The sequence below is a fragment of the Pseudomonas sp. LBUM1676 genome, assembly GCF_059695605.1.
Genome location: NZ_CP166777.1, coordinates 1211537 through 1236331 on the forward strand (window position 1 = coordinate 1211537; position 24795 = coordinate 1236331).

A 24795-nucleotide genomic window follows, 5' to 3' on the forward strand; every position below is an offset into this window, starting at 1 on the left:
CCACAAAGGTTGCCTCAATGTCCATGCGTAACGATGCCAACGACGACTTCGACGATGTACCGAGCCTGCGTGCCGACAGCCTCGACGACGATGATTTAGTGCCCACCGCGCGCACCTCCGTGCGTTCGCGCACCACGCCCGTGGTCAAGGTCAAAGGCCCGAGCACCGGCCCGTTGTGGGCGCTGGTAGGCGCCTTGTTCTTTGCGTTCGCCGGCCTTGCCTGGTGGAGCTTTCAGCAAATCTCGCTGATGGAGCAGCAACTGGTGGCGACTCAGGAAAGTTTCGCCCGTATCAGCGAGGACGCGGCGGGGCGCCTGCAGGACATTTCCGGCAAGGTGGTCGCCAGCCAGACCAATGTCAGCAGCGACAGTGAAGCGCTGAAGCTGCAGATCAAACAGCTGGAAAGCAAACTTCAGGATCAAGGCAAGCAGCAGCAAGGTGTGGTTGGCCAGACTTCCGAGCTGGACAAGCGTCTGGCGCAGATGACCGCGCAAACCACCGAGCTGGACAAGCGACTGACGCAAATGACCACCCAGAACACCGAGCAACAGAGCGCCAACACGCAGTTGCAGGCGCAGATCAAAGCGCTGGACAGTGAAGTGGCCGCGCTGAAAAGTGCCCCGACCGACACCAGCAAGATCGACGCTCAGCTCAAAAGCCTGGGCGCCGACATCGCCGCGCTGAAGAAGCAAGGCAACCCGAGCGCCGCCATAGACCGTCTGGAACAGGACATGATTGTCCTCAAGAGCCAGCAGGATAATCGTCCGAGTGCGGCACAAGGCGCCACCACTGCCGAATTCGACGCCTTCCGTGGCCAGGTCACGCGCAACATCAACACCCTGCAGGCGCAGATCCAGAATCTGGCGCAGCAACTGCGCGCCCGGCCGTAAGTATCTGGCTGACAGCGCAGCCGTAGCGAGGGTGCTATATCCCCAAGCCGTCTACGCTCTTGAAACACCGACGAGAACGAGGAATGCGCAATGGGGGTTTTGCATAAGTTGGCGTTGCTGGGCGCGATGGCTTTGCTGTGCCTGGGTCAGGCTCAAGCCGCCGGGACGGAAAAGGATGACAGCAAGGCTGCCATCGCCTTGCTGGAAAAGGCACTGGCCTACTACCACGACAACGGCGACAAGGCCTTCGCGGCGTTCAGCCGCCAGGGCGAGTTCGTCGACAAGGATCGTTATGTGTTCGTGGTCGACACCGAGGGCGTGATGCTCGCCAGCGGCGGGCCGTCTTCGGCGTTGATTGGGCGTGACGTATCCGATGTGCTCGGGCCGGATTTGCAGAAAGCCTTCAAGGACGCCTTGAAAGTGCCCGAGGGCAACGGCATTCAGCAGGCGGAGTATCGTTGGCAGAACTGGTCCGACGGCAGGATCGAGCGCAAGCATGTGTTCTATCAGCGTGTAGGCCAAAGGATTCTGGCGGTGGGGTATTACCTGCCGCGGGCGTCGGCGGAGCAGGCAATGGCCTTGCTGAACAAGGCGGCGACCGACCTGGCCAAGGACGAGAAGGGCACGCTGAAGGCGGTCAATGACCTCAAGGGCGGTTACTTGCAGGATGACCTGTATGTGTTCGTCGTCGACTTGAACACCCGGCGTTACGTCGCCCACGGCACCAACCTGCGATTGATCAATACCGATTTCGGCAAGATCACAGACCCGGAGGGCAAACCGGTTGGTGAGCCGATCCTGGCGCTGATCGCCAAGCAGGATTACGGCGAATACGAGTATCGCTGGAAAAACCCGGTGACCGGGAAGGTCGAGGACAAGCATGCCTACCTGAAAAAGGTCGGGCATCTGCTGGTGGCTGTGGGGTATTACAGCCCTTGATTGGCGGTGACTGACAGTCCGTATTCGCGAGCAAGCCCGCTCTCGTAGGAGCGAGGCTTGCCCGCGAAGGCCGCGACCCGGTCCATCTACCTAACCTTATCCTCCCGCCCCCGCAACACCAGGTTCGGCATGGCAACCGCCGCCGCCAACCCCAGCAGCGACACCGCCGCACTGACCATCAACAAATGCCGGAAAGTCAGCAGCAACTCCGCCCGCAAGGCATTCTGCGCCTCCCCCGGTGCGGCGTTCAAACCGTCCAGCAAGACATTCCCCGAACTCCCCTCGGCAACCATCGAAGCGCCGGCCATCTGGGCGAAGCTCGAATCCTGCAGCAACGCCAGCAGCAACGCGGACATCAACGCCACGCCCACGGCGCCACCCAACGAGCGGAACAGATTGGTGGTGCTGGTGGCCACACCGATGTCGCGCTGAGCCACCGAGTTCTGCGTCCCCACCAACGAAGTCGGGAACTGCATCCCGGAGGCGATCCCGCTGAGCAACATGAACAGGCTGCTCAGCAACAACGCCTGGGGCGCACTGAACGCCATGCCGAGAATCGAAATCGGCATCAGCACGGCGCCGGCCAGGATCATCGGCTTGTAGCGCCCGGTCACCGAGGTCCGGCGCCCGGCGAAGTACGCACCGATCGGCAAGCCAATCGCCAGTGGCAGCAGGTGCAACGCGGCGCTGTCAGCCCCGGCACCGGTGACGCTCTGATAGCGCAACGGCATCAGCACAATCAACGAGATCGCCTGGAAACTGGTGAAGAAAATCGTGCACCAGCACAGCATCGCAGTGCGGTTGGCGAACAGATGCATCGGCAGCAACGGCTCCCGCGCCCGACGCTCATGCCAGACAAACAACGCCAGGACCACCACCGAGCAGGCAAGCAGGCCGGACACCTCGGCACTGCGCCACGAATGGCCCTGGCCGACTTCGGTGATGCCCAGCAACAGCGCGGTCAAACCGATGATCATCAGCAGCGTGCCGAAGTAATCGATGATCGGTTTGCGCTGCGGCACCGGCAGCCCCACCAATGTGTGATTGGCCACCAGCCATGCGCCCAGGCCCAGGGGCAAGTTGATCAGGAACACCCAGCGCCAGGACAGGTATTCGGTCATGTAGCCACCGAGCACCGGGCCGGCGACGCTGGCGACCGCGTACATGCTGCTGAAATAGCCCTGATAACGCCCGCGTTCCCGAGGCGGCACGATGTCGCCGATGATCGCCTGGCTGACCGAAATCATCCCGCCAGCGCCAATGCCTTGAAAAATCCGCGCCAGCACCAGCTGTTCCATGCTCTGGGCCATGCCGCAAAACAACGAAGCAAGGGTGAACAAGCCCATGCCGAACAGCATCAACTTGCGACGGCCGTACAGATCGCCCAACTTGCCGTAGATCGGCACCGCTACGGTCATCGCCACCATGTAGCCGGAAATGACCCAGGCCAGCAGACTGACGTCCTTGAATTGCGCGGAGATGGCGGGCATCGAAACGGCAACGATGGTCTGGTCCAGCGCCCCCAGGAAGATCGCCAGCATCAGGGCGATCAGTACGCTGCGAATGGCCGGTTTGGGCGTCTCAGGCTGGTTGAGATTGGTCACGTTAAACCTGCGGGCAGTGATTGACCCGCCAGAGGCATGGCGAGCGGGGATGCTCGCCAGTGTAAGTCGGTAGTAGGCTATTCGATAGCCTCATACGGAAACCCGACGCAGGTTTGCATGTCATGGGCACGACGTCCACGGCCCGGTAGATTGTCTGCACAACGGCGACCTGACGAGCGGCCATCAGGTCGCGGGCGACTTCGGTTGCTTACAAATCCGACACGACCGGCACAGTGAGTGATTTTTATGGATCGAGTGCTTGCATTTTTCACTTGCGGGTCGGTCCATTGAAGGTGAAAACTGAGCCAATAGCTGTACATTCTGCCAATCGGTGCGACTATCGCCCGCTACTCCGAGGCCTGGATTGAAGTGATGAACAAGCCTGACCTGTCGTCGATTCCAGTGTTCAAGCTCTACGGTGAAGGCCTGGACTGGCCGACCCCGGACTTGTTGCACTGCGAAACCATTTCCAATCGCAGCCGCGAACATCACTGGGAAATCAAACCCCACCGCCACGCCGATTTGTGCCAATTGCTCTTCGTATTCAAAGGTCAGGCAGAGCTTGAAATCGAAGGCAAACGTACTCAACTGACCGAACCGGCGATCCAGATCCTGCCACCGCTGTCGGTGCACGGCTTCCGCTTTTCCGAGGACGTCGAAGGGTTTGTAGTGACCCTGGCCGCGCCGCTGGTCACCCATCTGCAGGCGCAACTGGGCAACGCGGTGAATGCCCTGGCCCTGGCTGAAAGTTACCCGGCTGGCAAGGATGGCGAGTACCTCAACAGCCTGTTTGCCGCGCTGCAGGACGAGTACACCGGCCATCAACTGGCGCGGGAAATGCTGATGCATTCGCTGGTCAGCGTGATCATGGTGTGGGTCAGCCGTCAGGTGATTTCGCGCCGCAATGCCAGCCAGCGTCCACAACGCGCCCGGGAGTACCTCAACGGTTTTATCCAGCTGGTGGAAGAAACCTACCGCCAGCACGTCAAGGTCGAAGACCTGGCGCATCGGCTGGGCATTTCCGTGTCCCACCTCAACGGCACATGCCGTGAGCTGGCGGGGCAACCGGCGTTGCAGATCATGCACGAACGCCAGTTGCTGGAAGCCAAGCGCCTGCTGACTTACACCAGCATGACCATTTATGAGATGTCCGAGGTGTTGGGCTTTTCCGATCCGACCAACTTCACGCGCCTGTTCCGACGCCGGGTGGGGATCTCGCCCAAGGCTTTTCGCGACCGCTTGAAGGCCGATCAGGGCAAAGACGCCTGATCCACCCTGTTAGCGCAGGGTGTTGAGGGTCGCGTTGTGGGGAATGCAGCGCTCAAAGTTGCAACTCGCATATTCACGGGGCTGTTGCCGCAACTGCTCGACGCGCCATGCTGCGGTGCCATACAGCGCAAGCGTGGCGGCGCAGGTGATGAAAATTGCGAGATACCTTCTTGTTTTGATGTTCATGGCGTTGACCTCTGAACGAATACCCTTCGGTATTACTTTGAGCATAGGTCAGAGCCGGTGAGATGCCAGTGGTGCGGCCTGCGCATGTAACCCGGTATTCAGAACGCTGATAACCCTTGTGGGAGCGGGTTACAGGCCGATATCCCACGCCGGTTCTTCCGGAAACCTGAGCACCAGAAAATCCAGCATGCTGCGCAGCGTCGCCGGCATGTGCTTGCGCGAGGCGTACACCGCATACATGTTCATCTGCCTCGGCTCGGCCTGGGGCAGCAGGCGAATCAGTTCGCCGCTGTGGATATGCACGCCAGCCTGATAACTGGGCAACATCGCGACCCCGGCACTGGCCAGGGTGGCGCGCAGCAGCGTGCTGGCTTCGTTGGCGCTGATGTTGCCCTGCACCGGCACCGACACCTGCTCGCCGTCCTGCTCGAAATGCCACAGGCTTTTGCCGAAGTAGGAGTGCGTCAGGCAGTTGTGCTGGCTCAGGTCCTCGACCCGCTGCGGTGTCGGATGCTCGCGCAGATAGGCGGGGGAGGCGCAGATCACCGAGCGGCAGACCGTCAACCGCCGCGCTATCAGGTTCGGGTCCAGGTCATTGCTGGTGCGAATCGCCAGGTCGATGCGTTCATCTACCAGGTTTACCGTGCGGTCGAGCATCTGCAGTTCGATGCTGACGCCGGGGTAGTGCTTGACGTAGGCCGCCATGGCGTCCGCCAGTTGGGCCTGGCCGAACGAAGTGCTGACGCTGATCCGCAATACACCGCGCGGCGCCTCGTCCGGTTCGCTGACGGCGGCCTGCATGTCCGTGGACAGCTCGAGCATCTGCCGGCAGCGCGGCAGGATTTCGCTGCCGGCGGCGGTCAGGCTCAACTTGCGGGTGGTGCGATGCATCAGGCGCGCGCCGACCCAATCCTCCAGTTCCGCCAGATAGCGGGATACCACCGGCCGGGACAGGTCCAGATGATCGGCGGCGGCCGACTGGCTACCAAGATCGACCACCGTGACGAACACCCGCATTGCTTGTAGACGATCCATGATTTGCCCGCTTTCAGAAACAAACTATGTCCCAGCATCGCATTTTTTGTACTGAGTCAGGCAACTAAGCTCTGTTCCCCTGTAGGAGCGAGCTTGCTCGCGATGGACTCAGAAGCACCGCGTTTATCCGGCGGGCACGCGTTATCGTTAACGACCATCGCGAGCAAGCCAGCTCCTACAAAGGACCTATCGCCAAGGCAATCGAACAACGGAGCAACAGATGATCGGCTTCACCTCTCTCAAACGTATTTTGCTGACCACCGCCACCCTAGGTTTCGCGGCCCATGCAGCGGCGGCGTCGACCTTGACCCTGGACGTCTACAACCCCGGCGACAAGGCCATCTTCCCGGTGACCTCAGTGTTGGTCAGCGGCGAGAAGGACGCGATCCTGGTGGATGCACAATTCGGCAAATCCCAGGCCGAACAGGTGGTGGAGAAAATCCGCGCCAGTGGCAAGCAACTGACGACCATCTACATCAGTCACGGCGACCCGGACTACTACTTCGGCCTCGACACCCTGACCGCTGCGTTCCCCAAGGCCAAGGTGCTTGCCTCGCAGCCAACGGTGGATCACATCAAGAAAACCGTCGACGGCAAACTGGCCTTCTGGGGCCCGAAAATGGGGGCTGACGTACCGGTTAAAACCATCGTGCCAGGCGTGCTCGAGGGTGACAGCCTGATGCTTGAGGGGCAGAAACTGCAGGTGGTTGGCCTGGACGGCAAGCAGCCGGATCGCAGCTTCGTGTGGATCCCGTCGATCAAGGCTGTGGTCGGTGGCGTGGTGGTCGCGGATAACCTCCATGTCTGGATGGCCGATACCCAAACGCCTCAGTCCCATGCTGATTGGCTGACGACCTTGCACGCGATCGAAACCCTGAAACCGAACACTGTCGTGCCGGGTCATTACCTGGGTGAAAGCGCCCGGTCCCTGGCAGCCGTGCAGTTCACCGCCGACTACATCAAGGCCTTCGACGAAGAAACTGCCAAAGCCAAAGACTCCACGGCGCTGATCGCCGCGATGAAAAAACGCTACCCGACCCTGGGTGAAGAAAGCTCCCTGGAGCTGAGCGCTAAAGTCGCCAAAGGCGAGATGAAGTGGTAACCGGATGATTGATGGCGTGGCTTGAATCATTCGACTTGCTCGCGAAGCTTTTCAGGCTTTACCGACTCTGAGCCTGCTCCATCAACCACCCCATCAACTCGCGCAATTTCGGAGATGGTCCAGGTTTGTCGGGGAACACCAGGTAATACGCCAACCCGGTTTTCACCTTCAACTCAAACGGCATGACCAGCCTTCCGGCGCTCAGGTCATCGCCGATCAACGACCAATCGCCGATCGCCACACCCGTCCCCTGTGACGCCATCGACATCGCCAGGTCCAGCGTTTCGAAATGCTGCCCTTTGCTGACGTTGCTCAATTGAAGATCCGCCGCTTTCAACCACGCGTTCCAGTCGCGCTCATCGCGGGTGGGGTGCAACAGCAAGTGGTGTTGCAGATCCGCAGGTGTCTGCAAGGCCATCGGCCCTTCCAGCATCGGCCGGGAACAGACTGGTGTGAGTTGCTCATCGAACAAGTGATAAGAGGCCAGCGCGCTGTCCGGCGGTGCACCGTACATCACCGCCGCATCGAACTGTTCGCGATGAAAGTCCACGCCATGCTTGACCGTGGTGGTCAATTCCACCGGCACGTCCGGACGCTCACGTTGCCATTGCATCAGCCGCGGCAACAACCAGCGCATGACACAGGTAGGGGCCTTGAGTTGCAGGGTTTCGCGCTTCTCGCCGATCTGCTCCACCGCCTCGTCGATCAAGCCGAAAATCTGCTGGACCCGTGGCAGCCACTCGCGTCCTTCGGCGGTCAGGTCCAGGCCGCGGGCCTGGCGAATGAACAGGTCATAGCCCAGATGATCTTCCAGCCCGGCGATCTGCCGACTGACCGCGCCCTGGGTGATGTACAGCTGTTCGGCGGCCCGGGTGAAGTTGCAGCACTGCGCGGTGATCAGAAAAGTGTGCAGCGCCGGCAGGGGAGGCAGTCGTTTCATGGGGATCCAAGGTATGACGTGAGGACATGGCTAGTATGACTTTTTATCCATTGTTGCGGCTACGTGTCGCCCGTTCCAATGAGGCCATCCCTGGACCTGCCCATTCATCATAAACACTGCGCAGGCCCGGCGTCTCAAACGAACAAGAAGGGCAATCACATGGCGACGTGCGGCGAAGTATTGGTCAAGTTACTCGAAGATTACGGGGTCGAGCAGGTGTTTGGCATTCCTGGGGTGCACACCGTGGAGCTGTACCGTGGCCTGGCCCGTTCGAGCATCAACCACGTCACTCCGCGGCACGAACAGGGCGCCGGTTTCATGGCCGACGGCTACGCTCGCACCAGCGGCAAGCCGGGCGTGTGCTTCATCATCACCGGCCCTGGCATGACCAACATCACCACCGCCATGGGCCAGGCGTACGCCGATTCGATCCCGATGCTGGTGATCTCCAGCGTGCAGACCCGCAACCAGTTGGGTGGCGGTCGCGGCAAGTTGCATGAACTGCCGAACCAGAGTGCATTGGTCGGCGGTGTGGCGGCGTTCTCCCACACCCTGATGTCGGCATCCGAATTACCAGGCGTGCTGGCCCGTGCCTTTGCTCTGTTCCAGGCCGGTCGTCCGCGTCCGGTGCACATCGAGATTCCCCTGGACGTGCTGGTCGAAGAGGCTGATGAACTGCTCGCCAGTGTCCCGGTGCACATCGACCGCGCGGGTGCGTCGCCCACGGCGGTTTCGCGCATGAGCGAATTGCTGGCCGCTGCCAAACGCCCGCTGATTCTCGCCGGTGGCGGCGCGATCGATGCCGCGGCCGAGCTGACGGAACTGGCCGAGTTGCTGGACGCGCCAGTCGCCCTGACCATCAATGCCAAAGGCATGCTCGAATCCAGGCATCCTTTGCTGATCGGTTCGACCCAGAGCCTGGTCGCCACCCGGGCCTTGGTTGCCGAGGCCGACGTGGTGTTGGCCATCGGCACCGAACTGGCGGAGACCGACTACGACGTGACCTTCGCCGGTGGTTTCGAGATTCCTGGCAAGCTGCTGCGCGTGGACATCGACCCGGACCAGACTGTGCGCAACTATCCACCGCACGTGGCGCTGGTGTCCGACTCGCGTAACGCCGCCCAGGCCTTGCTCAGCACGCTGTCCCATAAATCGCTGGCCGAGCGTCGCAACGATTGGGGTCAGGTCCGTGCCGCTCGCTTGCGCGACGAACTGGCCGCCGACTGGGATGCGCCGACCCTGGCCCAGACCCGCTTTCTGGAAACCGTGCTGCACGAATTGCCGGACGCTGTATTCGTCGGCGATTCGACCCAGCCGGTGTACACCGGCAACCTGACGTTCAACCCTGAACGTCCCCGTCGCTGGTTCAATTCCTCCACCGGTTACGGCACCCTCGGTTATGCCCTGCCGGCAGCGATTGGCGCCTGGCTGGGCGGCAGCATCGAAAACGGTGCGCGTCCACCGGTGGTGTGCCTGATCGGCGACGGCGGCCTGCAATTCACCCTGCCGGAACTGGCCAGCGCCGTTGAAGCGCGCACGCCGGTGATTGTCCTGCTGTGGAATAACCAGGGCTACGAAGAGATCAAGAAGTACATGGTCAACCGTGCCATCGAGCCGGTCGGCGTGGATATCTACACCCCGGACTTCATCGGTGTGGCCAAGGCGCTGGGTTGTGCGGCCGAAGCCGTCGACGGTGTCGAGCCACTGCGCAGCGCGTTGCGTGCCGCTGCCGATCGCCAGGGCCCGACCCTGATCGAAATCGATCAGGCCCAGTGGATGAAGGCGGTGTCGAAATGAGTTTTCCTACGACCCTCGATGGCTTGTTCATCAATGGCCAGTGGTCGGCCGGCAGCGAGCATCTGCGTGTGATCAACCCCGCGACCGAAGCGCTGTTGACCACCGTTAACGGCGGCGATGAAAAAGCTGTTGATCAGGCCGTGAGCGCCGCAACCGAAGCCTTCAGGCAATGGTCGCAAACCACGGGCGCCGAGCGGGGTGCGATCCTGCGCCAGATCGCGGCGGGCGTGCAGGCTGGTCGCGAACAGTTGATCCACTTGCAATCGAGCAACAACGGCAAACCGCTGTTCGAAGCGGCCATTGACGTCGATGACGTGATCGCCACATTCGAGTATTACGCGGGTCTGGCAGAGGGCCTGGACGCTAAACAGGACAGCGCCGTCGAGCTGCCGACCGACGACTTCAGCGCCCGTGTGCGCCGTGAGCCGTGCGGTGTGGTCGGCCTGATCGTGCCCTGGAATTTCCCGATGGTCACCACCGCCTGGAAACTCGCCCCGGCCCTGGCCGCCGGTTGTTGCGTGGTGCTCAAGCCCTCGGAAGTCACGCCACTGCCGGAGCTGGAACTGGCGGCGATCATCGCCGAGGCCGGTCTGCCCAAGGGCGTGTTCAACCTCGTCTGCGGCACTGGCCTGGCGGTCGGTGCGCCGTTATCGGCTGATCCGCGAATTGCCAAGATTTCTTTCACCGGCAGCAACGCCGTCGGCGTGCAGGTCATGCAGCGTGCAGCGGAAACCGTGAAGGGCGTGAGCCTGGAACTGGGCGGCAAATCCTCGCTGCTGGTGCTCAAGGACGCCGACCTCGAACTGGCCGTCGAAGTGGCCTGTGGCGGCGGGTTCTTCAACGCCGGGCAGATGTGTTCCGCCACAAGCCGCGTGCTGGTCGCCGAGGAACTGGCGGAAGAATTTTTGATACGCCTGAAGAACCGCGCCGAAGCCATCCGCGTGGCCGACCCGTTCGACCCGAACGTGGAAATGGGCGCATTGGTCAATCAGGCGCAATACCAGCGGGTACTGGGTCACATCGATCGTGGTCTGAGTGCCGGTGCCACCCTGGTTTGCGGCGGTAATCGCCCTGCAGACCTGCCGCGCGGCTATTTTTTGCAGCCGACGATTTTCACCGACGTGCCCCCTGGTAGTGCGCTGTGGTGTGAAGAGATCTTCGGCCCGGTGATCTGCGTGCGCAGTTTCTCTTGCGAAGCCGAGGCGATTGCCCTGGCCAACGACAGCCAGTTCGGTCTGGTGGCCAGCGTCGTTACCCGCGACGCCGCAGCGGCCGATCGGGTCGCCAACGCCTTGCAGGCGGGGCTGGTGTGGATCAACGCACCGCAAGTGATCTTCCCGCAGACCGCCTGGGGTGGCTACAAGCAGAGCAGCATCGGTCGCGAATTGGGCCCATGGGGACTGCAGGCTTTTCAAGAAATCAAACACGTGATTCGAGCGCTCTGACGGCTCGAAAACGGTCAATGCATGCCTCTTGATGAGGCATGCATTGGCGTCATGGCTTCAATGAGTTTTTATCGATAGTCAGGTGTTTTGCACGACCTCAGGATGAAGCGGTCGGCTCAGCTGAAACCCTTTGAAACCGGGGGCTTTAAGCAGATCCGATCGCGCGGATGCAAGGGTTGCGACCTACCTCATACTTAAAAAAACAAAGGGAGTCCTTCATGGGCGAGCACGATCTGAACAGACGTCAATTCATCAAAACCGTGGGCGTGGCGTCGGTAGCCGCGGCGGCCATGAGTTTGCCCTTCGTCAAGGCCAATGCCAGCGACACACGCTTCCAGGGTAAGACCCTGCGCCTGCTGACCTGGTCCGATGACACGGGGCTGGCCGCACTGCGCAACATCGCGGCAACCTTCGAAGACAAGTACGGTTGCAAGGTCATCGCTGACCGCACCGGCAGTACTTCGGAAATGGTCGCCAAGCTCAAGGCCGCCGGTGATCGTCCGCAATACGACGTCATCACCCTGGCCGGTGTTGGTGCCGAAGGCCTCGCGGCGGCCGGGTTGCTGGAAAAACCGGACCTCAACCGCATTCCCAACCTGGTGGATGTCCCCGAGAAATACCGCACCGGTGCCAGTGGCCACGGTATCGGCTACCTGCTCTGGTGCAACAGCCTGGTCTACAGCACCCGCACCGTGAAGGAGGCGCCGCAGAGCTACGCCGCCCTGTGGGACGCCGACCTGTCGCCGAACATTTTCCTGCCACCGCCGAACTGGACCGAGGCCATGGACTTGATCATCATCGCCGCCAAACTGGCCGGTGGTGACGAGCACAACATCGAACCGGGCTTCAAGAAACTCGCCGAGCTCAAGGATCGGGTGGTGACCCTGGGTGAAAACCCGAACCAGATCGCCGAACTGTTCCGCACCGGTTCCCTGGACATGGGCGGCCTGTACGCCCCGGCGTTCTTTCCGAAACAGATCCGTGATCCGGCCTACGGCCTAGGCGCCACCTTCGGCATGAAGGAAGGCTTCTACACCGACCTGATGCTCTCGGTGATGCCAAAGAACCGTCCTGGCGATACCGACCTGGTCTACGCCTTCATCAACCACTCCCTGGACCCGCTGGTGCAGGGCAAGATGGCAGAAGACATCTACAACGGTCCGGTCAACGCCAAGGCAATCATCTCCGCCGAAGCGCGCAAGAGCCCGTACATCCTCACGCCAGAGCAGATTGCCGAGAAGGCGATCATGCACGACAACGCCTTCCTGGCCTCCGTGCATGACCAATGGATTCGTCGTTACACGGAAATCTTTTCTTCCTGATCTGTAGGGGCGAGCTCGCTCGCGATGGACGTTAACGATGACGAGGGCTGCCTGGATGAACGCGGCGCCCTCACGTCCTTCGCGAGCGAGCTCGCTCCTACAGGGGATCGGGTTGACACCCCGCATCCGTGTGCCATTGATTTTCCATTGACGAGACCCTTGCTATGGAACACCAACCTCTGACTCACCCGGTAAGCGTGGCCCCCGTGCGCGCCAACCGGGGTGTTTCGCCGACGACCCGCGCCTGGTTTTTCCTCTCGCCGTCGATGCTGTTTCTGGGCGTACTGATTGCCGCCAGCCTGCTGGTCCTGCGCATGAGCGTGGGCACCAAGGGCGCGGAATGGACCGGCTTCAGCCTGGCCAGTTACGCCCAATTGCTGGAACCGTATTACCTCAAGTCCTTGCTGCTGACCCTGCGCCTGGCACTTATCAGTGCGGTGATCGCCGTGGTGCTGGCGATCCCCGTGGCCTACACCATGTCGCGCCTGACTTCACCCTTTGTGCGACGGATCTTCCTCGCCGCGGTGCTGCTGCCGTTGCTGGTCAACCTGCTGCTGCAAAGCTACGGCTGGCTGGTGATTCTGGGCCCTGGCGGCATGCTCAACCAGGCACTGATGGGCCTGGGCCTGATCAAGCGTCCGATCATGCTGCTCTACAACCAGAACGGCGTGCTGATGGGCCTGGTGCAAACCGCGTTCCCGTTGGCCGTGCTGCCGATTGCCAGCGCGATGCGCGGTGTCGCCCGCACGTATGAAGAAGCCGCGGCGACCCTGGGTGCGAGTCGCTTGCAGGTGTTCCGCCAGGTGGTGCTGCCGATGAGCATGCCGGGGATCATCACCGGCGCGACCCTGGTGTTTGCCTACAACGCCAGCAGCTTCGTGGTGCCTTTGCTGCTTGGCGGCCGTCGCGTGCCGATGCTGGCGGTGATGGTGCATGACCAGATCGCCCCGCTGATGAACTGGCCCGCCGCCTCCGCTGCCGGCGTGGTGCTGATCGTCACCACCCTGGCGATCATGACCTTTTCCGAATTCATCACTGGCCGTCGTCGGCGCATGCTGGAGGCTTCCCAATGAGCACCCTGACCAAGAAGCGTTATGGGCTGCTGCCCGGCGAGACCGGCAAGTTTGCCGGTATCCTGTCGGGCTTCATCCTGCTGCTGGCGGTGTTGCCGATCCTGACCATGATCGTGATGTCGTTCAGCGGTGCGTCGAACCTCGACTTCCCGCCCAGCAGCTACAGCCTGCAATGGTACAAGGCCGCCTGGCATACCTTCGTCTCGCCGGACTCCAGCGACGTGCTGAGCCTGGGCAAGGCCATGACCACCAGCCTGATGGTCGCCTCCCTGACCATGGTCTTCGCCACGATAGTGGCGGTACCCGCCGCTTATGCGCTGACCCGTTGCGAGTTCCGCGGCAAGGCCGTGGCGCTGCAGCTGATGTCGCTGCCCCTGGTGTTCCCGATGGTGGTGTTGGGGCTGGCGTTGCTGCTGGTGTTCGACAGCTTGCCGTTCCAGATCACCACGTCGCGACTGGTGATCGCCCACGTCATTCTGGCGCTGCCGTTCGTGGTGAAGAACTGCACCGCGGCCATGCTCTCGATCGGCAGCGAAGTCGAGGAGGCCGCGCAAATGCTTGGCGCCTCACCGCTGCGGGCGATTGTCGATGTGGTGGTGCCGTTGATGAAATCAGGGATCCTGGCGGGGATGCTGCTGGCGTTCATCGTTTCGTTCAACGAATTCACCGTGACCTATTTCCTCTACACCATCGACGTCATGACCGTGCCGATCTGGATGTACAGCCGCACCGTGTCGTCGCTCGACCCCACCGTATTTTCGTTTGCCGTGCTGATCGTGCTGATCGACTTCGTCCTGATCTGGGCGTTGGAGAAGCTGGTCGGTGAAGGTGGCGTTTCGTTCTGATTCTTGAGGTGATTCATATGTCTGGTCTGATTCTGGAAAACGTCGAGAAACACTACGGCTCGGCTTGCGCGGTAAAAGATGTGAACCTGCATTTGCCGGAAGGCAAGCTGGTGTGTTTCCTCGGCCCGTCGGGCTGCGGCAAAACCACTTTGTTGCGCATGATCGCCGGGCTCGAAACCCTGAGCGGCGGCGAGATTCGCCTGGACGGTGAAGACATCGGCCACACCCCGGCGCATCAGCGCAACTTCGGCATGGTGTTTCAATCCCTGGCCTTGTTTCCGCACATGACCGTGGGCGAGAACATCGCTTATCCGCTGAAACTGCGCGGGGTCAGCAAGGCTGATCAGCAAGCGCGGGTAGTGGAATTGCTTGAGCTGATTCAACTGCAGGAAATGATTGACCGCCCGGTGGCAAAACTTTCCGGCGGCCAGCGTCAGCGCGTGGCGATTGCCCGGGCGATTGCCAATCACCCGAAAATCCTGTTGCTGGATGAACCGCTGTCGGCGCTGGACGCCAAGCTGCGTGAGTCGATGCAGGTGGAAATCCGTCAGCTGCAACAGCGTCTGAACATCACCACTATCATGGTCACCCACGACCAGCGTGAAGCCATGACCATGGCCGATATCGTCGTCGTGCTGGGCGAGCATCGCGTGCAACAAGTGGGGACGCCGATCGAAATCTACCGCCATCCGGCCAACGAATTCGTCGCGGACTTTATCGGTTCGGGCAACATTTTCCCGGCCACTGCGCTGGGCAACGGCAAGGTAGGCTTGCCGGGTGGCGATGCACTGGAGGTGCCGATCTGCAGCAGCATTGTGGTCGGGGAGAAGATCAAGATGCTGATTCGCCCTGAGGACCTGCAGCTGTCACAGCCGCAAGCGACAGCGGGTAACCGGTTGCTGGGCAAGGTGACGTTCGTGCGGGATATTGGCGCTACGATTGAAACCACCGTGGAGTGTTCCGGGGTGTCGTTTACCGCGTTGAGCACGCCGTGTCAGGGGTTTGGGTTGAGCATTGGCAATCCGGTGTCGGTGACCTTGCCGGCCGAGGCTTGCCGGGTGCTCAGCGCCTGAATCAAGAGGTGAGTTGACTGTGCCGGCCCCTTCGCGAGCAGGCTCGCTCCCACAGGGTTCGTCGGTGTTCACACAATTCAGTGACCACCAATTATCCCTGTGGGAGCGAGCTTGCTCGCGATGAGGCCATCAGCCACACCACAAATGCCGGATCAGACCGACAACCGCAACCGCGCCAGATCCCGCAACGGCGGCGCCCCGAACAACCGGCTGTACTCCCGGCTGAATTGGGACGGGCTTTCATACCCCACCCGATACCCCGCCGCCGACGCTTCCAGCCCTTCGGCCAGCATCAACCGCCGCGCCTCCTGCAGACGCAACTGCTTCTGATACTGCAACGGACTCATGGCCGTCATGGCCTTGAACCGATGATGCAAGGTCGACACGCTCAGGTTCACTTCCTTGGCCAGATCATCGATGCGCAGCGGTTGCTCGTAATTGCCGTTGAGCCATTTGATCGCCTGGCTGATGCGGTGGCTCTGGCTGTTGGCGATGGCAATTTCATACAGTCGATGGCCTTGCTGGCTGCGCAACAATCGATAGAGGATTTCCCTGCGCACCAGCGGTGCGAGCATGGCGATGTCTTTCGGGGTGTCCAGCAGGCGCGCCAGGCGCAGCACGGCGTCGAGCATCGCGCTGTCGAGCCGTTCGACATACAGGCCGCGGCCAGTGGGGCGGGTGGGCACACCCAGCGGCCCGGCATCGGCAATCAGGGCGGTGATTTCCGCCGGGTCGATATCCAGCCGTACGGCAAGGATCGGTGCTTCGGGCGAGACATTGACCACCCGACCGCTCAAGGGCATCGAGACCGACACCACCAGGTAATTCAACGGGTCATAGTTGAAGAACTCGTCGGCCAGCCGCACTTCCTTGCGCCCCTGGGCCATGATGCACAGCGCCGGTTGCGCCAGCACCGGGGCAAATTCATGGGACTGGCTGTGGCGCGACATGAACAGCGAGCCCACGGCTGTGGCATAAGTGCCATCGTCGTGAGTGTTACGGCGGATGATGGCGGCCAGTTCCGTGCGCTGCTTCTCCATCTCGGCGTCCAGCGGGGCCTGAAAATGATCGAGCGAAGACATGCAGGCATCCTCTTTGAAGCGTGGGTAATGAGCAGAGCTTAAGTTTGTGCAAGGCACAGCGGTAGACACATCCTGCGAAAAGCTTGCCTGATTCTGCACCAGCCTGGGCGGTCGCGCTGCCATGACCGTTCAGCGCCGGGAAAACTTGCTTGAAAGTCGTATGACAGCCCTGTGACAGGTCTTACACGTTGTTACAGGTGTCGGGTCCATCCACGCAGGATTGTGCAACAAGCCGGCAGGAATCGACTAACCCCGATTATCGGGTCGCGCTTAACCTTGGATCCTGTCGCAGCCCGTCCCACGGCTGCGGTCGACTACCTGGGAGGGTTGAACATGTCTACGCAGATCCCCGTCAGTCATATGGCCTTTGTCCGTGCCCGCGCCGGGCGTTCGGCGGAACTCGGCGCGCGCCTCAGTGCCTTGATCGAGCCGTCGCGTAACGCGCCAGGCTGCCTGAGCTTTGCCTTGCAGCATTCGCAATGTGATCCCGAGTTGTGGCTGGTGTCCGGTTTCTGGGTCAATCAACAGGCCATGACCGCGTATTTCAGCAGTCCGGCCATGCAGATCTTTGCCGAGCTGGTGCAGAAGCTGGTGGTCAACAGCCTGGATTGCCATACCTTCAGGGACGTCTCGGCCGCTCAAGCCCTCGGCCATGCACAGGCACCGGTACACAAACTGGCCGGTTGAGGGTTTAATGGCGCAATTCTCCATTAGCCAGGATCCGCGACATGGCACGCAAAGCCTTTGAAACCTTCGAAGCCGTATCTGCCGTAGTGCCCCGCGAGGGCGGTTATCACGCCGCAATCGCCACCAAAGCCATCGGTGGTACGGGTGCACCGCGCTTTCATAAGCTGCTCGAAGAACAAACCTTCAAAACTGCCCGCGAGGCCGATGAAGCCGCCGCACTGGAGCTGACACGCCTCAAAGACGTCAGCGAAGACGGCGACCTGATCTGGTAATTACCTTTTCGCCCCAGGGCGATACATCTTGAACAATGCCTCAGGCCCCAGCTGGAAATAATCCGCTGGCCCACCACCGCGCAGAATCGGTTCTGCCGCGGCGGTGTCGTATACCCCGTCCTTGAGCAGCCATTTGGCGATATGCACGGCGACCACTTCGCCGAGGATCAGCCAGCTGGGCACGACGTTGCCGTCTGCCCGCTGCAACTGAATGATCTGCGTGACCTTGCACTCGAACGACACCGGACTTTCGGCGACCCGTGGCACCTGGATGATTTTCGAGGCAACTGGCGTCAACCCGGACAACTCGAATTCATTGACCTCAGGCGCGACCATGGCGCAGCTCTGGTTCATTTGCTCGGCCAGCGGCCGGGTCGCCAGGTTCCAGGCAAATTCGCCGGTCTGTTCGATGTTGTTCAGGCTGTCTTTACGGCCGACGCTGGAAAAACCAATGATCGGCGGAATGTAGTTGAAGGCGTTGAAGAAGCTGTAGGGCGCGAGGTTCAAGCGCCCGTTGGCGTCCTGGGAGGAAATCCAGCCGATGGGCCGGGGGCCGACGATGGCGTTGAACGGGTCATGCGGCAGACCGTGGCCGTTGGCGGGTTCGTAGAAGTGGATGTCGTCGGGCATGAAAGAAGTTCCGGGCATTATTCGGGGGACGTCCATAGTGCAAGGACGAACACCTGATTTCCAGTCGACGCTGTCCCTGTGGGAGCGAGCTTGCTCGCGATAGCGGTGTAACAGTCGACATCTCTGTTGAATGTCAGTCAGCTATCGCGAGCAAGCTCGCTCCCACAGGTTTTGTGTTCGGGCAAAGAGAAGGGGCAGACCCGTTAAGGTCTGCCCCTGTTTTTATTGCGCGGGCCGAATCAGTCCGTCTCGATCCGCGAATGCTTGCGGGTGTCTTTCATGGTGATATACACCAGCAACGACACGGCAATGCACGCAGTGACATACCAGTAGTAACCGGTTTCCATGCCGATGCTCTTGAACCACAGTGCGATGTATTCAGCGGTACCGCCGAAGATCGATACGGTCAGCGCATACGGCAGGCCAACGCCCAGGGCACGGATTTCGGTCGGGAACAGTTCGGCTTTGACCACCGCGTTGATCGAGGTATAGCCGCTGACGATGATCAGCGCCGCCATGATCAGGAAGAACGCACCCCACCAGGTCTGGATGGTGTGCAGGGTGGTCAGGATCGGCACGGTGAACAGCGTCCCGAGAATACCGAAGGCGATCAGGATCGGCCGACGACCGACTTTATCCGACAAGCCGCCGATGATCGGTTGCAGGCACATGAACAGGAACAGCGTGGCCGCCGAAATGGTGGTGGAGTCGGAGATGCTCATGCCGACCGTGTTCACCAGGTATTTCTGCATGTAGGTGGTGTAGGTGTAGAACGCCAGGGTGCCGCCCATGGTCAGGCCGACCACGGTCATCAGTTCCTTCGGATGGCGCATCAAGGTGCGCATGGCGCTTTCCTTGGCTTTTTCTTTCTTGGTGAACGACTCGGTTTCTTCCATGCCACGACGCAGGTAGAGCGCGACCACGGCACACAGTGCGCCGATGGCGAACGGGATGCGCCAGCCCCAGGCGTACAGTTCTTCGGTGGTCAGGGTATTTTGCAACACGATCAGCACGCCCAGCGCTATGAGCTGGCCGGAGATCAGGGTCACGTACTGGAAGCTGGAGAAGAAGCCGCGACGTTCCTTGGTCGCCATTTCGCTGAGGTAGGTGGCCGAGGTGCCGTACTCGCCACCGACCGACAGGCCCTGCAGCAGACGGGCAAACACCAGCAGGATCGGCGCGCCGATGCCGATGGTTTCATAACCAGGGCTCAGGGCGATCAGCAGCGAGCCGAAGCACATCAGGTACACCGAGGCCATCAATGCGGCTTTGCGCCCGACTTTGTCGGCGTAAAGGCCCATCAGCCAGCCGCCAATCGGGCGCATCAGGAAGCCCACGGCGAAGATCGCAGCGGTGTTCAGCAGTTGCGCGGTGGTGTCGCCTTTGGGGAAAAAGGCCTTGGCGAAGTACAGGGAGAAGGCGGCATAGACGTACCAGTCGTACCACTCGACCATGTTGCCGACAGAGCCGCTGAAGATCGACTTGATGCGGCTGGCGGTGGTTCTCGCTTTGGCTGGCGCGGCAGCCGACCCAAGGGGCAGGGTATTGGAGTTATCCATTGAAGGATCCTTCGTTTAATTGTTTTTGTGGAGCGCGATTAAACGCAGCCTGCCTTGGCTATAGCAGGAGCTGTGCCAATCTTGGGAAGGCCGGTTTAGAGGGGGGTAGGGCGGTTTGTTGAGCGGAAATCCGCTTATTTAATGTTAGCGGTGAGCGGAAAATCGCTTATGGGGTCATGGGTTGCGTTGCCTGTGCCGGCCCCTTCGCGAGCAGGCTCGCTCCCACAGTAGATCGGTGCATGCCGGACCCTGTGGGAGCGAGCCTGCTCGCGAAGGGGCCCGATCAAACACTACAAAAATCAACTTTCGGGCAGGAACATCTCGCGGGTCAGTCCATGCCGTTGCATCTTTTCATTGAAGGTGCGGCGCGGCAGTTGCAGTTCTTCAAGCACCGCTTTCACATCACCTTTGTGCCGGGTCAATGCCCCGCGCAGGCAATGGGCTTCAAACGCTTCCTGCTGCGCCGCCAGCGACTGCCCGGGATCGACGCCTGGTGATCCCGGTTCGTCCAGCCCCAGTACCTGGCGCTCGGCGACGTTCGCCAGTTCGCGCACATTGCCCGGCCAGTCGTGGCTCAGCAGATGGCTCAACTGCGGCCCGCTCAAGGGGGGAAAGGTGCGCCCCAGACGCTCGGCGGCATTCTGCGCAAACGATTCGAACAACAACGGAATATCTTCGCGACGATCGCGCAACGGCGGCAAGCGCAACTCGGCCACGTTCAAGCGGTAGGCCAGATCCTCGCGAAAGCGTCCGGCCCGCGCTTCGTCCAGCAAGTCGGGTTTGGTCGCGGCGATGATCCGCAGATCCACGCGGATGCTCTGATTGGAACCCAGTCGCTCCAGCTTCTGCTCCTGCAATACGCGCAGCAATTTCACCTGCTGGGCCAGGGGCATGCTTTCGATTTCATCGAGAAACAGCGTGCCGCCATCGGCGTATTCGAGCTTGCCGATGCGCTTGCCCTGAGCGCCGGTAAACGCGCCGCTCTCGTGACCGAACAGCTCGGCCTCGAACAACTGCTCGGGAATCGCCGCGCAGTTCAAGGCCACAAACGGCTTGTCCGCTCGCGGTCCGAAGTCATGCAGGCAACGGGCAACCAGTTCCTTGCCGCTGCCGGTTTCACCGCGGATCAGCACGTTGACCGGCAGCGCCGCCAGGTCCAGCACCTGCCGACGCAAGGTCTGCAAGCCACGGGACACGCCCAGCAGCGTGGCATCGAGTCTGGCGCGATTGTCCGCCTGCTCGTGCAGCGAGCGGTTTTCCAGGACCAGCCGGCGCTTGTCCAGCGCGCGGCGCAGGCTGCCAAGCAGGGTTTCCGGGCTGAAAGGCTTTTCGAGGAAGTCATAGGCGCCATCGCGCATCGCCTCGACCGCCATCGGCACGTCGCCGTGGCCGGTCAGCAGGATCACCGGCAGATCGGCATCGCGCCGCTGCACTTCGGCCAGCAGTTCCAGACCGGTCATGCCGGGCATGCGCACGTCGCTGAGGATCACCCCGGGAAAATGCTTCGGCAACTGTGCCAGGCACTCATCGGCACGGCTGAACAGCTGCACTTCGAAACCCGACAGGCTCAGCCATTGTTCGACAGCGCTGCGGATGCTGCTTTCATCGTCGACCACCATCACTGAATTCAGCATGCGCCATGGACCTCCGGGTCGATTGGCAAGGTGAGGGTGAACACCGCGCCGTTGGCATGATTATCGGCGCTCAAGCGTCCGCCCGATTCGTGGACGATGGCGAAGGATACGGCCAGACCGATGCCCAGGCCATCGCCCACCGGCTTGGTGGTGAAGAACGGATCGAACACCTTCGCCAGGTTTTCCTCGGCGATGCCGGTGCCGTTGTCGATCACGCTCAGGCGCCACAGTTGTTCGTCGGCTTCGAGGCGTATTTCCAGGCGCTTGCAAGGTTTATCCTGCATCGCATCCAGGGCGTTGCGCAGCACATTGATCAGCACCTGCTCCAGGCGGATCGCATCGCCGCGCACCCACGCCGGGCGTGTCAGGTGCAGCACTGTGCTCACCTGTTCATCGCGCAGGCGTGTATCGAGCAGTTGCAGCGATTGATCCACCACCGCCGCCAGGTCCAGGCGTTCACGCAAGCCGCTGGGGCTTTTACGGGCGAAGGTTTTCAAATGGCCAGTGAGGGCGGCCATGCGCGTGAGCATCTCATCCACCGGTTTGAGCGCCTTGTAGGCGTCGTCGACCCGGCCGTGGTCGAGCAACAGCCTCAGCGTAGCCAGTTGCATGCGCTGGGCGGTTAGCGGCTGGTTGATTTCATGGGCCAATGCGGCGGACATCTGGCCGAGGGCCGCGAGTTTGGCCGATTGCACCAGGCCGTCTTGGGCCGTGCGCAGGTCGCGGGTGCGTTCTTCCACAAGCTGTTCGAGTTCCTCGCGGCTGCGCTGGCGCATTTTCGCCAAGCGCCAGCGCTGGTTGAGGAACAACAGCAGGAACACCAGCGCCAGCCACAGCCCGGCAGCGGCCAGCGCGGCGTTGCGCACATCTTCAAAAGCCACTTGCGGGCGGCGCAACAGGTGCAGGGTCCAGCCTTCGGCGGCCAGCGGCAAGGATTCCCACAAGTAATCGGCCTTGCCACCAGGGCCGTCGACCCGTGTCAGATCACTGTCGTCGTCGAAACGGTGCAGGGATTGATAGTCGAGCAGCGTCAGGGGCTGCTTGTCGTATTGGCGGGTCATTTTCAGTTCGGCATGATCACTGTCATTCAGCGGTTTCAACAGGCGATAACGCCAGCCCGGTTGATTGGCGATGAAAATGATTCCCCGTGCGTCACTGACCAGCAGGGTGTCGCTGCCCTGGCGCCATTCGCGCTCCAGCTCCGGAAACTCGAGCTTCACCACCATCGCGCCGAGAAACCGGCCATCGTCATCGGTGACCGCACTGGACAGGAAGTAACCGGGAATCCCGCTGGTCACCCCCACCGCATAAAAGCGCCCGGTGCCCTGGGTGCGGGTTTGGCTGAAATAGGGACGGAAGCCGTAGTTATGGCCAACGTAACTGCTGGGCAAACGCCAGTTGCTCGCCGCGACGGCGAGCCCGGTGTGATCGAGCAGTTCGAGGGTCGAGGACTCGGCCGCACCGTTGATTTTTTCCAGTTTGCGGTTCAGCGCATCCTGTTGCTCGGGGCTCAGCGGGCCCTTGAGTGCCGAACGCAGTTCAGGGTCCAGGGCGAGCACGGCGGGCAGGGCGCGGTACCGTTCGATCAGGGTGTGCAGAGAGGTGGCGTACAACCCCAATTGCTGATTGGCGCGGGCAGCATCTTCCACCAAGGCCTGACGCTCGGCGTGGCGTATGGCCAGGGTGGCGGCGAGGGCTGCGCCAGCCAGGATAAGAAATATGTACAGCGTCAGGCGCAGGGTGCGAGAAGACTCAGACATGCCGGGCATTACACAATGAATACGGAGGGCGCGCACCATAACATGGGCAACAAAAAAGGCGACAGGAGGATCACCCCTGTCGCCTTTGCCGTATCAGTCGAAGCGCTTACTGCACTTCTACCGCTAGGCTTTCACTGATCTTTTTCTGCCAGATGGCAGGACCGGTGATGTGTACGGACTCACCCTTGCTATCAACCGCTACGGTCACAGGCATGTCTTTGACGTCGAACTCGTAGATCGCTTCCATGCCCAGTTCGGCAAAAGCCACTACGCGGGACTTCTTGATGGCTTGCGCCACCAGGTAAGCGGCGCCACCGACTGCCATCAGGTAAACCGCCTTGTGGTCCTTGATCGCTTCGATTGCGGTCGGACCGCGCTCGGATTTGCCGATCATGCCCAGCAGGCCGGTCTGCTCGAGGATCTGCCGGGTGAACTTGTCCATGCGCGTCGCGGTGGTCGGGCCAGCCGGGCCCACCACTTCTTCGCGCACCGGATCAACCGGGCCGACGTAGTAGATGAAGCGACCCTTGAGGTCCACCGGCAGGGTTTCACCCTTGTTCAGCATCTCGACCATGCGCTTGTGCGCAGCGTCGCGACCGGTGAGCATCTTGCCGTTGAGCAGGACGGTTTCGCCCGGCTTCCAGCTCTGTACGTCTTCCGGGGTCAGGGTGTCGAGGTTGACGCGGCGAGCCGAAGGACCCGCTTCCCAGACGATTTCCGGGTAGGCGTCCAGCGGTGGCGCTTCCAACGAGGCCGGGCCGGAACCGTCGAGCACGAAGTGCGCGTGACGGGTGGCGGCGCAGTTCGGGATCATGCACACCGGCAACGAAGCGGCGTGAGTCGGGTAATCCATGATCTTCACGTCGAGCACGGTGGTCAGGCCGCCCAGGCCCTGGGCGCCGATGCCCAGTTGGTTGACCTTCTCGAACAGTTCCAGGCGCATCTCTTCGATACGGTTGGACGGGCCGCGCTTTTTCAGCTCGTGGATGTCGATGGATTCCATCAACACTTCCTTGGCCATCACCGCGGCTTTCTCGGCGGTGCCACCGATGCCGATGCCGAGCATGCCCGGTGGGCACCAGCCGGCGCCCATGGTCGGAACGGTCTTGAGCACCCAGTCGACGATCGAGTCGGACGGGTTGAGCATGGCCATTTTCGATTTGTTCTCGGAACCGCCGCCCTTGGCCGCCACGTCCACTTCCACGGTGTTACCCGGAACGATGGAGTAGTGGATCACGGCCGGGGTGTTGTCCTTGGTGTTCTTGCGAGCGCCCGCCGGGTCGGCGAGGATCGAAGCACGCAGGACGTTTTCCGGCAGGTTGTAGGCCCGGCGCACGCCTTCGTTGATCATGTCGTCCAGGCCCATGGTGGCGCCATCCCAACGCACGTCCATGCCCACGCGCACGAACACGGTGACGATGCCGGTGTCCTGGCAGATCGGCCGATGGCCGGTGGCGCACATGCGCGAGTTGATCAGGATCTGCGCCATCGAATCGCGAGCCGCCGGCGATTCTTCACGCAGGTAGGCCTCGTGCATCGCCTGGATGAAATCCACGGGGTGGTAATAGGAAATGAACTGCAGGGCGTCGGCAACGCTCTGTATCAGGTCGTCTTGCTTGATCACGGTCATGAGTCGCGCTCCTCTAAAAGA

General features: G+C 61.3%; 22 protein-coding genes. 12 read left to right on the top strand and 10 right to left on the bottom strand.

The window, feature by feature from the left end; all coding sequences use genetic code 11:
- Positions 1-17: 17 nt before the first annotated feature.
- Both ACA041_RS05500 and ACA041_RS05505 read left to right on the top strand, forming a co-directional pair.
- The gene (locus tag ACA041_RS05500) at positions 18-890 is read left to right on the top strand and encodes an ATPase (RefSeq protein WP_497440214.1); all 873 of its coding nucleotides are present in this window, start codon (positions 18-20) and stop codon (positions 888-890) included.
- A gap of 90 nt (positions 891-980) precedes the next feature.
- Positions 981-1829 carry a cache domain-containing protein gene (locus ACA041_RS05505; protein ID WP_497440215.1) on the top strand — a complete coding sequence of 283 codons (849 nt, stop codon included), beginning with the start codon at positions 981-983 and terminating at the stop codon, positions 1827-1829.
- Positions 1830-1915: 86 nt separating this feature from the next.
- Here the strand turns inward: ACA041_RS05505 and ACA041_RS05510 are convergent, their stop codons facing one another.
- The gene (locus ACA041_RS05510; RefSeq protein WP_497440216.1) at positions 1916-3433 is read right to left on the bottom strand and encodes an MDR family MFS transporter; all 1518 of its coding nucleotides are present in this window, start codon (positions 3431-3433) and stop codon (positions 1916-1918) included.
- A gap of 372 nt (positions 3434-3805) precedes the next feature.
- Here ACA041_RS05510 and ACA041_RS05515 point away from each other — a divergent pair, with 372 nt between their 5' ends.
- Complete coding sequence (locus tag ACA041_RS05515; protein ID WP_497440217.1) at positions 3806-4702, top strand: helix-turn-helix domain-containing protein; 897 nt, start codon at positions 3806-3808, stop codon at positions 4700-4702.
- A gap of 9 nt (positions 4703-4711) precedes the next feature.
- On the opposite strand, the gene ACA041_RS05520 is transcribed toward ACA041_RS05515, so the two are convergent.
- Together ACA041_RS05520 and ACA041_RS05525 are read right to left on the bottom strand one after the other, a co-directional pair.
- Entirely contained in the window at positions 4712-4888 is a 177-nt protein-coding gene (locus ACA041_RS05520) for a hypothetical protein (RefSeq protein ID WP_497440218.1), read from the bottom strand.
- Positions 4889-5017: 129 nt separating this feature from the next.
- A complete protein-coding gene (locus tag ACA041_RS05525) occupies positions 5018-5923 on the bottom strand; it encodes a LysR family transcriptional regulator (RefSeq protein ID WP_497440219.1) in 906 nt (301 codons plus the stop codon).
- 220 nt (positions 5924-6143) lie between these two features.
- On the opposite strand from ACA041_RS05525, the gene ACA041_RS05530 reads away from it, so the two are divergent.
- A complete protein-coding gene (locus ACA041_RS05530; protein ID WP_497440220.1) occupies positions 6144-7025 on the top strand; it encodes an MBL fold metallo-hydrolase in 882 nt (293 codons plus the stop codon).
- 58 nt (positions 7026-7083) lie between these two features.
- Here the strand turns inward: ACA041_RS05530 and ACA041_RS05535 are convergent, their stop codons facing one another.
- On the bottom strand, positions 7084-7965 hold the full coding sequence (locus tag ACA041_RS05535; RefSeq protein ID WP_497440221.1) for a LysR substrate-binding domain-containing protein: 882 nt from the start codon (positions 7963-7965) through the stop codon (positions 7084-7086).
- A 159-nt stretch (positions 7966-8124) separates the two neighbouring features.
- Between ACA041_RS05535 and ACA041_RS05540 the strand changes: the two genes are divergently transcribed.
- The 6 genes from ACA041_RS05540 to ACA041_RS05565 all read left to right on the top strand — a co-directional run bounded on the left by ACA041_RS05540 (position 8125) and on the right by ACA041_RS05565 (position 15520).
- Positions 8125-9762, top strand: a complete 1638-nt coding sequence (locus ACA041_RS05540; RefSeq protein ID WP_497440222.1) for a 5-guanidino-2-oxopentanoate decarboxylase — start codon at positions 8125-8127, stop codon at positions 9760-9762.
- Positions 9759-11207, top strand: a complete 1449-nt coding sequence (locus ACA041_RS05545) for an aldehyde dehydrogenase family protein (protein WP_497440223.1) — start codon at positions 9759-9761, stop codon at positions 11205-11207. The genes ACA041_RS05540 and ACA041_RS05545 overlap by 4 nt, the downstream gene beginning before the upstream one ends.
- Positions 11208-11425: 218 nt before the next feature.
- Positions 11426-12529, top strand: coding sequence for an ABC transporter substrate-binding protein (locus tag ACA041_RS05550; protein WP_497440224.1), 1104 nt, complete (start codon positions 11426-11428; stop codon positions 12527-12529).
- Between the two features lie 164 nt (positions 12530-12693).
- Complete coding sequence (locus ACA041_RS05555; protein ID WP_497440225.1) at positions 12694-13602, top strand: ABC transporter permease; 909 nt, start codon at positions 12694-12696, stop codon at positions 13600-13602.
- Positions 13599-14447, top strand: coding sequence for an ABC transporter permease (locus ACA041_RS05560; RefSeq protein ID WP_497440226.1), 849 nt, complete (start codon positions 13599-13601; stop codon positions 14445-14447). Before ACA041_RS05555 ends, ACA041_RS05560 begins: the two co-directional genes overlap by 4 nt.
- 17 nt (positions 14448-14464) lie before the next feature.
- The gene (locus ACA041_RS05565) at positions 14465-15520 is read left to right on the top strand and encodes an ABC transporter ATP-binding protein (protein ID WP_497440227.1); all 1056 of its coding nucleotides are present in this window, start codon (positions 14465-14467) and stop codon (positions 15518-15520) included.
- A gap of 152 nt (positions 15521-15672) precedes the next feature.
- Here the strand turns inward: ACA041_RS05565 and ACA041_RS05570 are convergent, their stop codons facing one another.
- Positions 15673-16602: an AraC family transcriptional regulator gene (locus ACA041_RS05570; protein WP_497440228.1), complete on the bottom strand. Its 930-nt coding sequence runs from the start codon at positions 16600-16602 to the stop codon at positions 15673-15675.
- A gap of 333 nt (positions 16603-16935) precedes the next feature.
- Here ACA041_RS05570 and ACA041_RS05575 point away from each other — a divergent pair, with 333 nt between their 5' ends.
- On the top strand, positions 16936-17289 hold the full coding sequence (locus ACA041_RS05575) for an antibiotic biosynthesis monooxygenase family protein (protein WP_497440229.1): 354 nt from the start codon (positions 16936-16938) through the stop codon (positions 17287-17289).
- A gap of 41 nt (positions 17290-17330) precedes the next feature.
- Positions 17331-17561: a hypothetical protein gene (locus tag ACA041_RS05580; protein ID WP_497440230.1), complete on the top strand. Its 231-nt coding sequence runs from the start codon at positions 17331-17333 to the stop codon at positions 17559-17561.
- On the opposite strand, the gene ACA041_RS05585 is transcribed toward ACA041_RS05580, so the two are convergent.
- The 5 genes from ACA041_RS05585 to ACA041_RS05605 all read right to left on the bottom strand — a co-directional run bounded on the left by ACA041_RS05585 (position 17562) and on the right by ACA041_RS05605 (position 24774).
- Positions 17562-18191 carry a flavin reductase family protein gene (locus ACA041_RS05585; RefSeq protein ID WP_497440231.1) on the bottom strand — a complete coding sequence of 210 codons (630 nt, stop codon included), beginning with the start codon at positions 18189-18191 and terminating at the stop codon, positions 17562-17564.
- A 239-nt stretch (positions 18192-18430) separates the two neighbouring features.
- Positions 18431-19750 carry an MFS transporter gene (locus ACA041_RS05590; RefSeq protein WP_497440232.1) on the bottom strand — a complete coding sequence of 440 codons (1320 nt, stop codon included), beginning with the start codon at positions 19748-19750 and terminating at the stop codon, positions 18431-18433.
- Positions 19751-20049: 299 nt separating this feature from the next.
- The gene (locus tag ACA041_RS05595) at positions 20050-21384 is read right to left on the bottom strand and encodes a sigma-54-dependent transcriptional regulator (protein ID WP_497440233.1); all 1335 of its coding nucleotides are present in this window, start codon (positions 21382-21384) and stop codon (positions 20050-20052) included.
- A complete protein-coding gene (locus ACA041_RS05600; protein ID WP_497440234.1) occupies positions 21378-23144 on the bottom strand; it encodes a sensor histidine kinase in 1767 nt (588 codons plus the stop codon). Before ACA041_RS05600 ends, ACA041_RS05595 begins: the two co-directional genes overlap by 7 nt.
- Before the next feature lie 106 nt (positions 23145-23250).
- The gene (locus tag ACA041_RS05605) at positions 23251-24774 is read right to left on the bottom strand and encodes a fumarate hydratase (protein ID WP_057960547.1); all 1524 of its coding nucleotides are present in this window, start codon (positions 24772-24774) and stop codon (positions 23251-23253) included.
- Between the last annotated feature and the right edge of the window lie 21 nt (positions 24775-24795).

What these genes read in the sequence shown, in the direction of transcription:
- ACA041_RS05555 (WP_497440225.1), top strand. Translation starts at nt 12,694, where the DNA reads ATGGAACACCAACCTCTGACTCACCCGGTAAGCGTGGCCCCCGTGCGC.
- ACA041_RS05505 (WP_497440215.1), top strand. Translation starts at nt 981, where the DNA reads ATGGGGGTTTTGCATAAGTTGGCGTTGCTGGGCGCGATGGCTTTGCTG.
- ACA041_RS05575 (WP_497440229.1), top strand. Translation starts at nt 16,936, where the DNA reads ATGTCTACGCAGATCCCCGTCAGTCATATGGCCTTTGTCCGTGCCCGC.
- ACA041_RS05560 (WP_497440226.1), top strand. Translation starts at nt 13,599, where the DNA reads ATGAGCACCCTGACCAAGAAGCGTTATGGGCTGCTGCCCGGCGAGACC.
- ACA041_RS05500 (WP_497440214.1), top strand. Translation starts at nt 18, where the DNA reads ATGTCCATGCGTAACGATGCCAACGACGACTTCGACGATGTACCGAGC.
- ACA041_RS05550 (WP_497440224.1), top strand. Translation starts at nt 11,426, where the DNA reads ATGGGCGAGCACGATCTGAACAGACGTCAATTCATCAAAACCGTGGGC.
- ACA041_RS05535 (WP_497440221.1), bottom strand. Translation starts at nt 7,965, where the DNA reads ATGAAACGACTGCCTCCCCTGCCGGCGCTGCACACTTTTCTGATCACC.
- ACA041_RS05595 (WP_497440233.1), bottom strand. Translation starts at nt 21,384, where the DNA reads ATGCTGAATTCAGTGATGGTGGTCGACGATGAAAGCAGCATCCGCAGC.
- ACA041_RS05590 (WP_497440232.1), bottom strand. Translation starts at nt 19,750, where the DNA reads ATGGATAACTCCAATACCCTGCCCCTTGGGTCGGCTGCCGCGCCAGCC.
- ACA041_RS05545 (WP_497440223.1), top strand. Translation starts at nt 9,759, where the DNA reads ATGAGTTTTCCTACGACCCTCGATGGCTTGTTCATCAATGGCCAGTGG.
- ACA041_RS05605 (WP_057960547.1), bottom strand. Translation starts at nt 24,774, where the DNA reads ATGACCGTGATCAAGCAAGACGACCTGATACAGAGCGTTGCCGACGCC.
- ACA041_RS05600 (WP_497440234.1), bottom strand. Translation starts at nt 23,144, where the DNA reads ATGTCTGAGTCTTCTCGCACCCTGCGCCTGACGCTGTACATATTTCTT.
- ACA041_RS05515 (WP_497440217.1), top strand. Translation starts at nt 3,806, where the DNA reads ATGAACAAGCCTGACCTGTCGTCGATTCCAGTGTTCAAGCTCTACGGT.
- ACA041_RS05540 (WP_497440222.1), top strand. Translation starts at nt 8,125, where the DNA reads ATGGCGACGTGCGGCGAAGTATTGGTCAAGTTACTCGAAGATTACGGG.
- ACA041_RS05585 (WP_497440231.1), bottom strand. Translation starts at nt 18,191, where the DNA reads ATGCCCGACGACATCCACTTCTACGAACCCGCCAACGGCCACGGTCTG.
- ACA041_RS05570 (WP_497440228.1), bottom strand. Translation starts at nt 16,602, where the DNA reads ATGTCTTCGCTCGATCATTTTCAGGCCCCGCTGGACGCCGAGATGGAG.
- ACA041_RS05565 (WP_497440227.1), top strand. Translation starts at nt 14,465, where the DNA reads ATGTCTGGTCTGATTCTGGAAAACGTCGAGAAACACTACGGCTCGGCT.
- ACA041_RS05520 (WP_497440218.1), bottom strand. Translation starts at nt 4,888, where the DNA reads ATGAACATCAAAACAAGAAGGTATCTCGCAATTTTCATCACCTGCGCC.
- ACA041_RS05580 (WP_497440230.1), top strand. Translation starts at nt 17,331, where the DNA reads ATGGCACGCAAAGCCTTTGAAACCTTCGAAGCCGTATCTGCCGTAGTG.
- ACA041_RS05525 (WP_497440219.1), bottom strand. Translation starts at nt 5,923, where the DNA reads ATGGATCGTCTACAAGCAATGCGGGTGTTCGTCACGGTGGTCGATCTT.
- ACA041_RS05530 (WP_497440220.1), top strand. Translation starts at nt 6,144, where the DNA reads ATGATCGGCTTCACCTCTCTCAAACGTATTTTGCTGACCACCGCCACC.